Below are 15,729 nucleotides of genomic sequence, written 5' to 3' on the forward strand. Positions count from 1 at the left end.
ACTCAGAATCATCATCAAGAAGCTTGTCGCCTGTAATATCGAATTTCTCTTCAGTTACAACGTATTTTTCTGGTTGGAACTTAGGTTCTTCTGGAGGAGTTACAACGTTGTTGAACTCTTTGTCTGTAGCGTCTGTAACATTTGCTACGATAGCCTTAGCAGTACCATCATGAGCTACTTTAATAGTTACAGTAGCAACCATGTCGTCATAGGTTACTGTTGAATCACTACCAGTAAGTTCTGATACTGTGTATGTATAAGTCTTACCAAGATCATCTTTACCAAACTTAAGTGTCTTAAAGGTAATCTTACCTTCTGCATCATTCTTAACAGTTTCAACTGCAACATTGTCTTTCTTAAGAACAAAGCTAAATTCACCAGCGGCTAGAGTACGACCTTCCAACTTCTTAGTAAACTTAAGGTCAACTGTAACTGGTACAGAGTTAACACGTTTTTGAGTTGGTTTTTCTGGTTTTTCGACTGTTTTGCTTACTGGGTTATAAACATGAACGATCTGGTTTGCAGCGTTTTCAATATCTGCACCAGCTTTAACAGTATCTTTAACAGTTGTTGGAATATCGAATTTATAGTAGCGACCAAAGGCGAATTTTGTAGTGTCGATGACATTGTCACCATTGACAAATTCTTTCTTAGAGGTTGCAGTGATAACACCATTTTCAACTGTAATATCAAATTTATCAGTTACATCAATACCAGTTTTACCATCATAAGCTTTAATAGCTGATGCTTCTACTGTAAGTTTTTCTGCATCGTACTTATCAGAAATCCCTACATATTGGACATTGTTCTGACTAGTAAATTTAGTAGTATCCAACCATACTTGATAAACTAACTTATCACCACGTTCAACCGTCTTAGTATTGATGTTTTCTGCTTCATTATGTTCAGTTGTATCAGCATACGGATTCGCATTCGTTTCACCATATTCATCTGTCAGCTCATCATCATCATCGAGCAATTTCTCACCAGTGAGATCGTATTTTTCTGTATTAAGAACAAATTTCTCTGGTTGGAATTGAGGTGCTTCTGGTGGAGTAACCTTGTTGTTAAATTCTTTATCAGCAGTTCCATCAGTTGATGTTCCCTCAGCATCCACACCGCCAGTTGATGTTACATTCGTTACAGTTGTTAAGGCATGGCCTTTCTTAGAAACTTCAACTGCAATGGTTGCTTTCATGGTGTCGTAAGTCATTCCAAGCTCTTTTGAAGCTGGGATTACTTCTTCAACAGTATAGGTATGTGTACCAACTTTAGTATTGTCAAATGACAACTCAGTGAAAGTAACTGTTCCATCTTCTTTATTAGTAACAGTTTCAATTTCTTTACCAGTTGAATCTTTCAATACGAAGCTAAATTCACCTGCTTGAAGTGCACGACCTGCAAGTTTCTTCGTAAAGTCGAACTTAGTAACTACTGGTGCCACTACATAGTTGTTGAATTCTGAATCTTCTGGCATGCTCACTTTTGCGGACAAGAGACCAGTTGTAGCATCTTTCGTAACTTTTACGGTTACTTCTGCATTCATTGAATCGTAGTCGATATTTGTATCTGTTCCAGCTACTTCACGTACAGTATAGGTATGAGTACCTTCTTTATCATAAGAAATCGCGTCAAACTGGATAGTTCCATCAGCCGCATTTTTCTTAGTTTGGATGACTTTGCCATTTTCAACTAATTCAAATGTGAAGGAATCCTTCGTAAGCTCTTTACCTTCAAGTTTCTTAGTGAACTTGAATTGAGCTTGTGTTGCAGTTGGGGTAAAGGTATTGTTAAATTCTTTATCTGCTGGAAGTGTTGCTACAGCTGTAAGTGCATGACCTGATTTGGTAACAGTAACTGTCACGTTAGCCTTCATGGTGTCATAAGTCATACCAGCTTCTTTAGTTTCTGGGATAACTTCTTCTACAGTGTACTTATGATCTCCAACTTGAGTATTTGTAAATGTTAAAGCATCAAACTTAACTTTTCCATCAGCATCATTTTGCTTGGTTTGAAGAACTGTTCCTTCAGAATTTTTCAAGACAAAACTGAATTCGCCTGCTTTAAGTTTACGGCCTGCAAGAGCTTTGCTGAAGTCAAATCGAGCTGTTACTGGTGCCACTACATGGTTGTTAAAGATTTTATCATCTGCACCAGTTGCTTCACCACCTGTTGAAGTCATTTCAGTTTTAGCTGACAAAAGACCAGTAGTTGCATCTTTGGTTACAGTTACTTTAACTGCGATTGTCATTGCATCATAGTCTACATCGGCTTTATTGCCCTTCACTTCTTTTACAGTATAGTTGTAGACACCTGCTTGGTCAAATGACAATTCGCTGAAGTTAATCTTACCATTAGCTTTATTTGTTACAGTTTCATTAACATTGTTATCACCAGTCAAAGTAAAGCTAAAGTCTCCAGCATTCAAGGTACCATTTGAAAGTGATTTATCAAATTCAAGGTTAACTTTAACAGGAGATGGTGTGAAGGTATTGTTGAATTCTGTATCTGCAGGAAGTGTGTTTGTTGCTTTAAGAATGTGACCTTCTTTAGTAACAGTGATCGTTACTTCAGCTTTCATTGGGTCATAAGTCATTCCTGCTTCAGAACCTTGAACTTCTTCTACAGTGTACTTGTGAGTACCAACTTGTGTGTTGTCAAAAGTCAAATCATCAAAGGCTACTACACCTTCTTTAGTATTTGTCTTGGTTTGAAGGATCTTACCAGTTGAATCTTTCAATACGAAGCTGAATTCACCAGCTTTCAACTCACGACCTGCCAGAGCCTTACTGAAGTCAAACTTAGTCTTAACTGGAGCTACAACATAGTTGTTGAAGACCTTGTCATTCTCACCCTCAGCATGACCACCTGTTGATGTATAGACTGCTCCAACTTCTAGTTTATCCTGAGCATTTTGTGTAACGGTAACTGTAAGAGTAACCTCCATACCATCATAGTCAACATTCGTATCTGAACCAGCAACTTCTGTAATCTTATAAGTGTAAGTACCTGGTTTTTCGAATGTTAGTTGGCTAAAGGTTGCCTTACCATTTTTGTTGGTAACAGTTTCTTGGTGTGTACCACCTTCTTGTTTAAGAGTAAAGCTAAAATCACCATCATTTAAAGTACGTCCTTCAAGGACTTTACTTACTTCAGGGGTGTAGGTTACTGGATCTACTTTTTCATAGTAGTAAACTGTTTCCGTATATGGCGTCAATCCATTAAGCAAGTCAACGTTGGTACCAATACCGTTATTTCCCCTTACTAATTGTTCGTTTGGAGAAAGGTGTCCAATATTATCTCCAAGGAAAGGAACAAAGACTGTTTTCTTAGGTGTGTATCCTGCAGCTCTTTGGAAGTCAAATGCAGTTTCCTTACCGTTTGGATAGTTTACTCCATTTTTATCAGTAAAAGGAATCGTGTACAGAGGTGTCTTCTTAACAACTAAATCTTCTGTGTTTACCTTTCCAGGTTTTATAGGCTTGGTTTCTGCAAGGAGCATATAGCCATCTGTACTTAAGGAACCGTCAGAACGCTTGCTTTGTTGCTTTGGATCAAGAAGATAGACACGAACGACAACTGAACCATCTTCTCCGACGATTTCTTTGATACGCTTGATACCCGCACGCTCCGCATCCATGAATTTAGTCCCAACAACATATGGACGAGAAACATAACCCGTCATACTATCAGCAGGAGCTTCTTGATAGAGTTTGTAACCTGCAAACTGACGTTTCCCTGAAGCAGTGAAGTTTTGACCTTCTGTAGCTGTCAATGTATACTTAGCTAATTCAACTTCATTACCATTCGCCTCATAATCTTGAACAGTTGTATCTGTTTTACTAGCATTATAGGTAGGATTGGCTTTGTCAACTACTTTATAGTGAGTGATTTTGGTAACAACTCGTGGAATTTTGAAGTTACTATCCGTAATCGTGCGTCCATTATAGGTAGGCTCTACTACGTTCATAACATCAGTAGTTGTACGAGCATTATAAACAGCTGTCAAAAGTGCTTGTTCTGTCGGTGTAAGTTCATGATCTGGATTTACTAGCGATGCAATTCTATCAGCCACCTTATAACCTGTTTGTAGAAAAGGCTGAACTGTTTTATCTGCTGCTATAGAAGTCTGATAGTCAACTTGGAAGGTCAACTCAGAATTTGACTTGGTTTTTGTTGTAGAGAACTGCTGAATACCACTGGTTGCAGTGATTGTCTTTGTTTCTACAATAGCCCCTGTATTCTTATCAATTAATTCTGCAACTGAATCAGTTGATGCATCAAAGTTCTTATAGATACGAAGATAGTAGTTGGTGTTGTAGCGTTGATTAAATCTTGTAAGGTCTAGAATACTAAATGTATAGTAGTCCCCAGCTTTTCTCTCGTATCCTGCGGGTACATCCTGGGACTTAACAGTTGCACCAACAGGATCTGTCATATCTGGATCTGCTGTTTCACCATCTTTAAGTGTAGTTGTAGTTGCTATTGCTTCTGTGTTATGGTCAGTTGCAGCACGACGATTACGGCGACGACCGCCATCTGTAGCCAAAGCACCAGCATTCACAGTATTTTCCGCTGCTAAGGCAAGAGTTGCTTTATCAACGAGTGGTTTTGCTTCAACCTTATCTATACTGACATTTGTATCAAGGCTAGATGCCTCAGCTACAGCTGAAAGTTCTGCTTTAGGCTCAGATTTTTCCTCTGATTTAGATTCAGTCTTTTCTTCTGCCTTAGGCTTAGCTACTACAACTTCTTCTGCTTTTGAAGCAGTTGTTGCTACTGGCTTAGAAGACTCTGGTTTTGCCTCAGGACTAACAGATGTTTTTTCCTCAGGTTTTTCAGCTTTTGTTTCTTCTGATTTTACTTCAGTTGGTTCTGATTTTACTTCTTCAGGCTTAACTTCAGATGTTAAAGTTTCTTGCTTACCTTCTGAAGTTTCAGAAACAGCCGAATTTGCTACATCCGTGGATGGCTCTGTCAACTTTTCCTTTTCGACTTGTTCAGTATTCCCAGCAGAAGCTGCTGTTTGTGCTACAATCTCAGCAGCATTTACCGCACCACCATTAGCCATCATGAAGCTAAGGGTCGTTCCTAAAAAAACTGATGCGACACCAACTTTGTATTTTCTTAAAGAAAATCGTTGTTGCTCTCTTCTTATCATGTGATAAGTTCTCCTTTTTTAAACATTTTTACTAATAATATGCAAGAATATTTGGAATTTTCAGAAAAGAAAACACTTTCATCCGCATTACAGTAACTCTAATAGTATACCATATTCTAGCCTTTCTATCAAGGTTAATTCGCCCTTAAAACTATTCTAAAAATGCATAATATTCATTTTCTAGTAATATTTAACTCTTCGTAATTTCAAGTTCTTCCATTTAAATATAGGTTTTTATGCATCTTTGGTACTGAATATGGCAAAAATACTTTTGTATTCAAGGGAAGTTATCATAAAAAGAAAAAATTCAACCTATAGATTTCAGTGAATCTTTATCACTATTTACATCTACAAGAAGAATTTTTTTATGTCAATTATTTATCTATTACTTTTTTCAAACTTGTTAAAATTCTAAAAAAGATAGTCTTTCAACACTTTTGATAGAACCTGATAACCAGCAACACTTAGGTGTAGGCCATCGGTTGTGTAGGTAGGTTTTAATTGTCCAGCTTCATCTAAGAAGCTATCAAATACTGGGATATATTCTACCTGCATATAGGCTGAAGCTAAGTCTTGATAAGCTTGATTCCAGGCCTTGATTTTCTCATTGGTACGAATATAAACTGTCTGCTGATATTCTGTTCCTTCATTAACTGGTAAAATAGAAAGAAGCTTGATTTGGGTAAGCGGAAAATCACGCGCAATTGACTGAATCACAGCTTCGAGATTATGCAAGGTCTGCTCCAACTCTACTTCCTTACCAATATCATTTGTCCCAATCAAAAGAACAATCTGATCAACCGCACCACCATAGAGATGGGCATCAAGATTATCAAGTAAAAGCCCTGTCTGGTAGCCCCTGATACCTCGATTGACCATGATCTTTGAAGGTCCTAGTAACTCCTGTAAGGGATAATATTCGATGATAGAATCACCAATAAAAATGATATCTGGATCCAATAGGGAGATTTGATTGAGTTCACGATACTTGTTTTGGATTTTCTCTTGCTCTTTTAGGAGCCAGGTTTCTAACAACTGCACTGCCATTTCATTCTCCTTTTTCTAGCCAATCTTCCAAAACCTGATAAACTCCTGCCTGACTATTGGATGGAGCAAAGTCAGTCGCTACTGCTTTGGCCTTGTCGTCGGCATTTTCCATGGCATAGGCAATTCCAGCTAATTGAAGCATTTCTACATCATTTTCACTATCACCAAAAGCCATGATTTCCTCAGCTTTGATGTCCCAACGCTTGAGTAGCTCTTGCAAGGCCCAGGCTTTATGAATACCAGACTGAAGAATATCGATACAGCCATAACCACTTGAAACAGCCTGAACGGAGCCATTAAAGAGCTGATTGATTTCCTCTAAAACTGAGTCAGAGCGCTCCTCACCGACCACCAAGCTCATTTTTAACACTCCACCAAAAAGATGAGACTCTAACTTTTCCACAAAATTCATCCGCTGATAAAAAAGTTCAATCATCTCTGGAGTCATAAAATTTTCAAGTTCTGTAAAGACAGTACCTTCTTTTACAAAACCACCATTCATACTGGTCACTACAAACTGTTCTTGGCATTCTCGACCCTTGAAAAATTCTAAAGCCCGATTAACCATGTCATCATCCCAAGTTTGAGCCTGTAAAAGTTGATTTCCTTCAAAAATTCTCGCCCCATTAGCTACAATCAAAACTACTCGCTCTGTCAAATGCCCTAGTAATTGTTTCACACGATGAATCTCATTTCCAGTCGCAATGACAAATCGAATTCCCCTTTCCTCTAGCTGATCAAGAATCTTCTCCAAACGAGGTATATCTACTTGACCTTTGGGGTCCAATAAGGTTCCATCCATGTCTGTCGCAATTAATTTTATCGTCATCTCGTCTCCTCTAAGAAATACCACTACCACTTCAAGCCAACATGTTCATTCATTTCTTTGTAGGCTATGTCAACTCTCTCCTTGGTTTCCTCATCCAATTTTTCACGATGAACCCCACCTTCTATAAAATCTTCCAAGATATAGGTCTGATAAAGAAAAAGTGGATAGCCGTCAGGTGAATAGGTGCCTTTTAGAGTACGGTTAACCCAAGTTGGATGAGCCTCTGCAGTCTCAATAGTTGTCTTGCCTGCTTTCTTCTTTATGGTTACGTCCATGAGGACTCCACGCTCCGTCCACTTGGCATTTTCCTCATCCTGCATGGTTTCAATCCGTTGATTAGATAGGAAATTGCCCATAGAGTAGATAATGAGTTTTTTATCTCCATCTTTTTCAACTGTTTCAGCTGGTTCAACAACGTGAGGATGCCCTCCAAAGATAAGGTCAGCTCCCCAGTCAATCATCTTGTGGTAGAGAATCTTTTGTTCTTCAGTTGGTTCTAATTGATACTCAATTCCCATTTGAGGCATGACAACGGTAATGTCTGCCTCTTTTTCAGCTCGCTCAATTTCAGCCTTCATCTTATCTTCATTTAAGTCGGACAGGTAATTATTGTAATCTTCTTTAGAGATGTATTCCTCAATACCATTGAAGCCATAAGAATAGGCTAGGAAAGCAACCTTAATCCCATTTACTTCCTTAATCACTAAAGGCGCCTTATCACGCGCTTCATGGGTATATACTCCAATTGGAGTTATGCCTGCCTTTTCGATCGCATCCGCTGTAGAGATAACTCCTTCCAACTGGGAGTCCAAGATGTGATTGTGGGCCAAGTCCAGCACCTGATAACCAGCATCCTTTATCGCATCCATAACTTCTCCTGGAGCATTAAATAAAGGATAGCCTGCTAGGTAATGGTCCTTACTAATAGTCCCTTCAAAGTCTCCTATGACTAGATCAGCCTTCTTAAACCAAGGTTTGACATAGTCAAAATTTTCATGAAAATCATAGCTCCCATCCTCTTTTAGAGCTGTACGATAAATAGGAATATGATAAAGCAAATCTCCATGAGCCATTATACGAGCACTGGTTTCTTTCTCATTATCCTCACTCTTTTCCTGAGCATTGGATTTATGATGTACTACAGTCGAGTCACTACTGGTCAATGAAATCCCCTGAGCCCCTTCTACTAACAAAGTCGTGACCATGGAGAGAGCTACAAAAGCCAACAAAACTACAATAAAAGTTCTATTGCTCCACTGTTTATAGTTCCTAAAAAATCGAACAGATGTTCTGATAACTTGAAAGTTCGAGCCATTTTTTCTGCTTCTACTACGTTTTTCCATATTTCTTCTCCCTGCTTTTTGATGCAAGTCTCCTTAACTTATTATACCATAGACAAGATAGTATTTCATCTGGAGAATGCATCCTGATAGAACTAATGTGCTTTCATTCTAGGCTATTTTGTGTTATCATGTAAAGTAAGAAAAGGAGAGAGAACATGTCTGCTATAGAAAGAATTACCAAAGCTGCTCATTTAATTGATATGAAAGATATTATCCGCGAAGGAAACCCAACTCTTCGTGCCGTTGCTGAAGAAGTCAGCTTCCCCTTGAGTAATCAAGATATCATTCTCGGAGAAAAAATGATGCAATTTTTGAAACATTCACAAGACCCAGTTATGGCTGAAAAGTTAGGTCTACGTGGAGGAGTCGGACTTGCTGCACCACAATTAGATATCTCAAAACGCATCATTGCTGTTTTAGTTCCTAATATCACCGAGGAAGGTGAAACACCTCAAGAAGCCTATGACTTACAAGCTGTTATGTACAATCCCAAAATCGTATCCCACTCAGTCCAAGATGCTGCTCTAGGCGAGGGAGAAGGTTGCTTGTCTGTCGACCGTGCCGTTCCAGGCTATGTTATCCGCCATGCTCGAGTAACTGTGGACTATTTTGATAAAGATGGAGAAAAGCACCGCATCAAACTCAAGGGCTATAACTCAATCGTCGTTCAACACGAAATTGACCACTTAAATGGCGTCATGTTCTACGATCGTATCAATGAAAAAGATCCTTTTGAAATCAAAGAAGGACTCCTCATCCTAGAATAAACTAGCAACTACTGAGTCAACAGGTATCCTAAAAATGATATAAGTTTGCCTCAGTCCTATAACTTTAAAATTAAAACTATGAAAACAAACGATATTGTCTATGGCGTTCACGCCGTTACCGAAGCCCTCTTAGCCAATACTGGCAACAAGCTCTATGTTCAAGAAGACTTAAGAGGAAAAAATGTTGAAAAAGTCAAAGAACTAGCAACCGAGAAGAAGGTCTCTATCTCTTGGACTTCAAAAAAGTCTCTTTCCGAAATGACTGAAGGAGCTGTTCACCAAGGTTTTGTCTTGCGCGTTTCAGAATTCGCCTACACTGAACTGGAGCAGATTCTTGCCAAGACCCGTCAAGAGAAAAATCCACTGCTATTGATCCTTGATGGACTAACTGACCCTCACAACCTCGGCTCTATTCTAAGAACAGCTGATGCAACCAATGTTTCGGGTGTCATCATTCCCAAACATCGAGCTGTCGGCGTTACTCCTGTCGTTGCTAAAACAGCAACAGGTGCCATTGAGCATGTTCCTATCGCTCGCGTGACTAACCTCAGTCAAACCTTGGACAAACTTAAAGAAGAGGGCTTTTGGACTTTTGGAACTGATATGAACGGGACTCCTTGCCATAAATGGAACACAAGTGGTAAAGTCGCCCTCATTATCGGAAATGAAGGAAAAGGTATCTCAAGTAACATCAAAAAGCAAGTGGACGAGATGATCACTATTCCAATGAATGGACACGTACAAAGTCTCAATGCTAGTGTTGCCGCTGCTATCCTCATGTACGAAGTCTTCCGCAATCGATTATAAAAAAGTGAGGTTGGGACAAAAGATCCCGACCTCACTTTTTATTAGTAATCAAACTTTGACGCGGTAGCTGATTGAACTTTTTGTTCGTCTTTTAGACTCCAAAAAGCTCCTAATCATCCTCGCGGGGCTGGGACTACGAAATCGAGACTTTGTCTATCGATTTCTGTCCCACCGCCTTTTTAACTATGTTCAGTAATATATTTATAGGCTTCTTGACCTGCAATCGCACCATCTCCAACTGCTGTTGTGACTTGACGAAGGTCTTTCTGACGAACATCTCCAACTGCAAAGACACCTGCAACACTTGTCTTCATGTGGTCATCTGTCGCAATCCAACCTGACTCATCTTGGATTTGTAAATCTTTTGTAAAATCGCTAACTGGATCTAAACCAACATAGATGAAGATACCTCCAAAGGCATGTTCAGTCACTTGATTTGTTTTAACATTTTCAATGACAACTGACTCCACACGGTTTTCACCCTTAATTTCTTTTACGACAGAATCCCAAATGAAGTTGATTTTTTCATTGGCAAAGGCACGGTCTTGCAAGACTTTTTGGGCACGAAGCTCATCACGACGATGAACAATGGTAACAGATTTTGCAAACCGTGTTAAAAAGATAGCCTCTTCAACCGCGGAGTCACCTCCACCTACAACCAACAAATCTTGGTCACGGAAAAAGGCTCCATCACAAACCGCACAGTAGGAAACTCCACGACTATTCAGTTCTTCTTCTCCTGGAACTCCTAAGAGGCGATGTTTTGAACCAGTCGCTACGATAACTGTGCGAGTTTCAAATTCTTCATCGTCTGTGATTACTTTCTTCACATCACCATGGTCCTCAATATTTTCTACAAAGCCATAGAGATGTTCAACACCTAGATTTTCAAGAGGTTCAAACATCTTTTCAGCCAACTCAGGACCACTAATATTAGCATAACCTGGATAGTTTTCAATGTCAGAAGTATTGTTCATCTGACCACCAGGAAGTCCACCTTCAATCAAAGCAACTTTCAAATTGCTACGTGCTGCGTACAAGGCTGCAGTCATCCCAGCAGGACCTGCCCCGATAATAATCGTATCGTACATTCACTTTCCTTCTTTCTTGTTGTAACTATTTTTATTCTAACGGATTAAATCCCATTTTACAACTATTAAGCCTTGAGAACCAACAAAATGCTCATGGTTGCAAATGACAATACTGGAATTGTTAAAACTCCAATCATAATCATATCGTAAAGATGGGCTTGGCGAGCCTTAGCTGTTTTATCAACACCTGATAGGGCTCTTAAACCAATCCAAAGTCCCAAGACAATCAAGACTAGTAGCATGGTTAAAACTAAACTTTGGAAGTACAAGGAAAATATTTGAAGTAGCATGCTCTCTCTCATTTCTAACATTTTTAAAGAGCAAACCCAGTTAGCTTAGCCAACTGAGTTTTTCTTATCTTCTATTATATCAAATATAGTTCCGTTTGTAACTAGCAAAGAACTCTTTTGTTCGTTCTTCTTTAGGATGGTTGATAATCTCATCAGGAGTTCCAGTCTCGATAATTTTTCCTTTATCCAAGAATAAAACCTTATCAGCTACTTGAGCAACAAATGACATATCGTGACTAACCAAAACCATGGTTTGACCTGATTTTGCAGCATCTGCGATAGATTTTTCCACTTCACCGACCAACTCTGGGTCAAGGGCTGAAGTTGGTTCATCCAAAAGTAACACGTCTGGTTTCATGGCTAGAGCACGCGCTATAGCTACCCGTTGTTTTTGTCCCCCTGACAAGTGACGCGGATAATGCTGTTCACGATCTGAAAGCCCAACCTTAGCCAACTCTTCTTTGGCAATCTTAGTTGCTTCTTCGTTCGATAATTTCTTGACAACAAGCAAACCTTCCTTGACATTGTCTAAGGCTGTTCTACGCTCAAATAAATTAAACTGTTGGAAAACCATCGATAGTTTGCGACGAAGAGTTAGAATTTCTTCTTGCGTAATTTGAGAAAAATCAACTGAAAAGTCATCGATTTGAATGCTTCCACTATCAGGTGTTTCAAGATAGTTTAGGCTACGGAGAAAGGTGGATTTTCCAGCCCCTGAAGAACCAATCAAGGCAACAACCTCTCCTTTTTGAATATCTAAATTCAAATGATCCAAGACGGTTTGACCTGAAAAGGATTTGCTTAAATTTGAAATCTTAATCATTAGCGAAGGTCTCCTTTCACATCTGTTTCCACATTATCTGGTGCTTCGATTGCCATCTTTTTCTCAATAAAGCGACCAAGATTTTCAATGGCGATATTCACTACCCAATAAACTAGGGCGACCGAGATGAAACGCTCAAAGTAACGATAGTCTGCACCACCCAAAATCTGAGCTTGGGCAAAAACTTCCACAACACCTGCACTAAAGGCTAGGGAAGTTCCCTTGGTCAAGCCAATCAAGGAGTTAATCAAGGTTGGTGTTGCAACCACTGCTGCATTGGGAATAATCACACGACGATAGACTTGCGCACGCGTCATACCGAGACTACGAGCGGCTTCAATCTCTCCAGGATTGACAGAAAGAATAGCGGCACGGATAGTTTCACTGGCGTAGGCTGCTTCGTTAAAAGCAAAAGCTACAATGGCAAACGTTGCTGCTGGAATTGCATTAATGTTTAAAGAGGTTCCCCATTGTTGATTCAGTGCTTTTAGAGCTAGTGGAATCCCGTAATAGGTCAACATCAGTTGAACTAAAATTGGAGTTCCTTTTAAGAAACTAACGAAAAAAGCTTGTAATGGATAAAGAAATCTAACTCTGTTAATTTTCACAATAGCAAAGAGTAGAGCTAGCACAATACCAAAAAAAGCACCACATACTGTCAACATCAAGGTTGTGGGTAATTGTTGGACAATTCTTGGAATGCCATCAAAAACCGAACGCCAGCTAAAGAGTTTGCCGTCTGGAATATACTGCATCAAGTTTTGATACCAATCTGATGCTAAAAGTGTTGTAACGTTCATAGAAACATCCTCTCCTGATAATGATTCATTCTATCATACTTCTGCTCTGATTAAAAATATTTGCTACGGGTAAAGACTTTCTGGGTCTAAATACTAGTTTAACACACTTTTAGAAAAGCCAGACATATATTATTTTTATCAAAGAGATAGATAAAACCTAATTCAAACCAAGCTCTTCATAGGCTTTACGATAGCCAATTTGCTGAATCTGTCCACCTTTAACAAGAATTGGCCGTTTGAGTAACATACCATCACTAGCTAAGAGTTTAGCTGCTTCTTGTTTTGACATGCTTCCGACCTTATCTTTCAATCCTAGCTCACGATATTTGATACCGCTGGTATTAAAGAACTGTTTTAATTCAAAACCTGAAGTTTCTAACCAGGTCAAAATCACTTCCTCAGTTGGTGTTTCTTCTACAATATGAACATCTTTATACTCTAATCCGAGTTGATCTAACTCTTTTTTGGCTTTTTTACAAGTTGTACATTTTGGATATTCGATAAATTCTAACATTTTCTTCTCTTTCTATTCTTTTTTCTCTTTAAATGTTGCATTTTCATGCTTCAATAGGCAAGCCTTCTTCTCAATTCCTGAAGCAAAGCCTGTCAGGCGATTGCCGGAACCGAGTACGCGGTGACAAGGTACGAGGATAGACCAAGGATTTCGGCCTACAGCTCCTCCGATAGCTTGAGGAGAAGCTACATGCAAGTCCTTAGCTATTTGACCATAAGTAACTGTCTGCCCAAAGGGTATTTCCCGTAGATAAGACCAAACTTTCTTTTCAAATTCACTTCCAATAGGAGCCAGAGGAAGCTCAGATAGGTCTTGAACTTGTCCTGAAAAATAGCTATCCAAATAAGAAGCAACTTGGTTCAAAACTGGATGGCTTGGAACATCAACGATACACCCAGCTTCCAAACCTCTCTCAAAATGTTTCTGACCTTGAAACCAAATGCCAAGCAAGTAGTGGTCATCAGCAACAAGTGAGAGCTCCCCTATGGGAGAAACATAGAGCATTTTTGCATACTTTTTAGGCATTGGATTTTAATTTTTGATAGGCTAGGCGTTCTCCATCTACTGGAACCTTCCCAACCTTTTTAAAGCCAAGCTTTTCAAAGATATGTTGCATAGCCTTATTTTCAGCGTGCGTATCTGAACGAAAATCTAGGTAATCAAAGCCTTCAATCAAGCCTTCCAAGAAGGTCTGCGCTACCCCTTGCCCTTGAACATCTGCTGCCACAGCAATACGATGAAAAACTAGATACTCTGTCTCTCCTCCTTGCCATTTGCCTTCATAAATAGCTTCATAGGCAGATTCTGGGCTCTTAGTCACTGCTGCATAGGCTAAGAGATCACCTTCGTCTAGGGCTACATAAGCTTGACCAGAGATGATATCTTCAATAATGGTATCTGCATCTGGGTAGCCGTTTTGCCACTGAGTGCTACCAGCTTCCGCCAAGCATTTTTTAGCATCCTCAATCACCTGCATAATTGCATCAACTTCATTTGGAAAGGCTAAACGAATTTCCATCTTATCTCCTCTTTTCTGACTAGTTTCTCTCATCATAGCATAATTTAAGGGTTTCTACAAGCAGTTAAAACTTGACTTTTTATTTCTATTATTTTATAATCTAGTTATCAAAACTAGATAAACAGGAGTTGGAAATGAAAGCTACTTTTTCCTACCCAGAATGGGACGAAATTCCAAACATTGAGCTCTATTTGGATCAGGTCCTACTTTATGTGAATAAAGTTTGTTCCCCTATTTCTCTTGCTAAAGAGAAAGGTTTAACTGCATCAATGGTGAACAACTATGTGAAGCACGGCTATATCAGTAAACCTGAAAAGAAAAAATACCAACGCAAACAAATTGCTCGATTGATTGCTATCACAACACTCAAGTCTGTTTTTTCAATCCAGGAAATTGCTCAAACCCTAAACACCCTACACACAGAGACTAACTCACAAGAACTTTACAATGCTTTTGTGGACTATATGAATGAAGACCTAGACCCAGCTAATCCCATTATCCAGGCAAGCTGCCAAACGGTCAAACTCTATCATCAAACACTTGCACTAGTCTATACAGAAACCGAAAAGGAGGAAACAAATGAATACTAGTTTCAAACTTAGTAAACGACTTAGTTTTGGAGAAGAAATTGCCAACAGTGTCACCCATGCTGTAGGAGCATTTATCATGCTCATCCTACTTCCCATTTCATCTACTTACAGTTATGAGGCCCATGGTTTCTTATCGTCTATCGGAGTTTCCATCTTCGTCATCAGCCTCTTTCTTATGTTCCTTTCATCGACTATTTATCATTCTATGGCTTATGGTTCCACTCATAAGTATGTCTTGCGCATTATCGACCATTCCATGATTTATGTTGCGATTGCTGGCTCTTATACTCCTGTCGTTTTGACCTTGATGAATAACTGGTTTGGTTATCTGATTATCGCCATTCAGTGGGGAACAACTATATTTGGTATTCTCTATAAGATTTTTGCCAAAAAGGTCAATGAGAAATTTAGTCTGATACTCTACCTCATCATGGGTTGGCTAGTTGTGGCTATCCTACCAGCAATCATCAGTCAAACAAATCCAATCTTTTGGACTCTTATGGTATCAGGTGGGCTTTGTTATACAGTTGGTGCTGGTTTTTATGCTAAGAAGAAACCTTACTTCCACATGATCTGGCATCTCTTTATTCTTGTTGCCTCTGCCCTCCAATACATTGCCATTGTTTATTACATGTAAAAATAGGCCGGG

General features: G+C 39.2%; 15 protein-coding genes. 4 read left to right on the forward strand and 11 right to left on the reverse strand.

Annotated features, from left to right (window positions below):
* The 4 genes from HMPREF2987_RS09810 to HMPREF2987_RS09825 all read right to left on the reverse strand — a co-directional run.
* Window positions 1-5,161, reverse strand: a 5,161-nt coding sequence (locus tag HMPREF2987_RS09810; protein ID WP_142995402.1) for a Spy0128 family protein, incomplete at its 3' end; no start/stop codon positions are given.
* A 411-nt stretch (window positions 5,162-5,572) separates the two neighbouring features.
* On the reverse strand, window positions 5,573-6,208 hold the full coding sequence (locus HMPREF2987_RS09815; protein ID WP_075230386.1) for an SGNH/GDSL hydrolase family protein: 636 nt from the start codon (window positions 6,206-6,208) through the stop codon (window positions 5,573-5,575).
* A gap of 1 nt (window position 6,209) precedes the next feature.
* Complete coding sequence (locus HMPREF2987_RS09820; RefSeq protein ID WP_075230387.1) at window positions 6,210-7,037, reverse strand: Cof-type HAD-IIB family hydrolase; 828 nt, start codon at window positions 7,035-7,037, stop codon at window positions 6,210-6,212.
* 23 nt (window positions 7,038-7,060) lie between these two features.
* Window positions 7,061-8,380 (reverse strand): CapA family protein, encoded by a 1,320-nt coding sequence (locus HMPREF2987_RS09825; protein WP_075230388.1) that lies wholly within the window; start codon window positions 8,378-8,380, stop codon window positions 7,061-7,063.
* 155 nt (window positions 8,381-8,535) lie between these two features.
* Between HMPREF2987_RS09825 and def the strand changes: the two genes are divergently transcribed.
* On the forward strand, window positions 8,536-9,147 hold the full coding sequence (gene def / locus HMPREF2987_RS09830) for a peptide deformylase (protein ID WP_075230389.1): 612 nt from the start codon (window positions 8,536-8,538) through the stop codon (window positions 9,145-9,147).
* Window positions 9,148-9,225: 78 nt separating this feature from the next.
* Entirely contained in the window at window positions 9,226-9,954 is a 729-nt protein-coding gene (rlmB, locus tag HMPREF2987_RS09835) for a 23S rRNA (guanosine(2251)-2'-O)-methyltransferase RlmB (protein WP_075230424.1), read from the forward strand.
* Window positions 9,955-10,133: 179 nt separating this feature from the next.
* Here the strand turns inward: rlmB and trxB are convergent, their stop codons facing one another.
* The 7 genes from trxB to HMPREF2987_RS09870 form a co-directional block, all read right to left on the reverse strand.
* Complete coding sequence (trxB, locus tag HMPREF2987_RS09840) at window positions 10,134-11,045, reverse strand: thioredoxin-disulfide reductase (RefSeq protein WP_075230390.1); 912 nt, start codon at window positions 11,043-11,045, stop codon at window positions 10,134-10,136.
* 65 nt (window positions 11,046-11,110) lie between these two features.
* On the reverse strand, window positions 11,111-11,335 hold the full coding sequence (locus tag HMPREF2987_RS09845) for a DUF4059 family protein (protein WP_075230391.1): 225 nt from the start codon (window positions 11,333-11,335) through the stop codon (window positions 11,111-11,113).
* A gap of 79 nt (window positions 11,336-11,414) precedes the next feature.
* Window positions 11,415-12,158 carry an amino acid ABC transporter ATP-binding protein gene (locus HMPREF2987_RS09850; protein ID WP_075230392.1) on the reverse strand — a complete coding sequence of 248 codons (744 nt, stop codon included), beginning with the start codon at window positions 12,156-12,158 and terminating at the stop codon, window positions 11,415-11,417.
* Window positions 12,158-12,958, reverse strand: a complete 801-nt coding sequence (locus HMPREF2987_RS09855) for an amino acid ABC transporter permease (protein ID WP_075230393.1) — start codon at window positions 12,956-12,958, stop codon at window positions 12,158-12,160. Before HMPREF2987_RS09855 ends, HMPREF2987_RS09850 begins: the two co-directional genes overlap by 1 nt.
* A 157-nt stretch (window positions 12,959-13,115) precedes the next feature.
* Complete coding sequence (locus HMPREF2987_RS09860; RefSeq protein ID WP_075230394.1) at window positions 13,116-13,472, reverse strand: Spx/MgsR family RNA polymerase-binding regulatory protein; 357 nt, start codon at window positions 13,470-13,472, stop codon at window positions 13,116-13,118.
* 12 nt (window positions 13,473-13,484) lie between these two features.
* Window positions 13,485-13,997: a methylated-DNA--[protein]-cysteine S-methyltransferase gene (locus tag HMPREF2987_RS09865; protein WP_049548273.1), complete on the reverse strand. Its 513-nt coding sequence runs from the start codon at window positions 13,995-13,997 to the stop codon at window positions 13,485-13,487.
* The gene (locus HMPREF2987_RS09870; protein WP_075230395.1) at window positions 13,990-14,490 is read right to left on the reverse strand and encodes a GNAT family N-acetyltransferase; all 501 of its coding nucleotides are present in this window, start codon (window positions 14,488-14,490) and stop codon (window positions 13,990-13,992) included. The genes HMPREF2987_RS09865 and HMPREF2987_RS09870 overlap by 8 nt, the downstream gene beginning before the upstream one ends.
* Before the next feature lie 134 nt (window positions 14,491-14,624).
* Between HMPREF2987_RS09870 and HMPREF2987_RS09875 the strand changes: the two genes are divergently transcribed.
* Window positions 14,625-15,080 (forward strand): DUF1836 domain-containing protein, encoded by a 456-nt coding sequence (locus tag HMPREF2987_RS09875; protein WP_075230396.1) that lies wholly within the window; start codon window positions 14,625-14,627, stop codon window positions 15,078-15,080.
* Complete coding sequence (locus HMPREF2987_RS09880) at window positions 15,070-15,717, forward strand: PAQR family membrane homeostasis protein TrhA (protein ID WP_075230397.1); 648 nt, start codon at window positions 15,070-15,072, stop codon at window positions 15,715-15,717. The genes HMPREF2987_RS09875 and HMPREF2987_RS09880 overlap by 11 nt, the downstream gene beginning before the upstream one ends.
* The last annotated feature ends 12 nt before the right edge of the window (window positions 15,718-15,729 follow it).

The sequence above is a fragment of the Streptococcus sp. HMSC067H01 genome (assembly GCF_001814775.1).
Taxonomy (GTDB): domain Bacteria; phylum Bacillota; class Bacilli; order Lactobacillales; family Streptococcaceae; genus Streptococcus.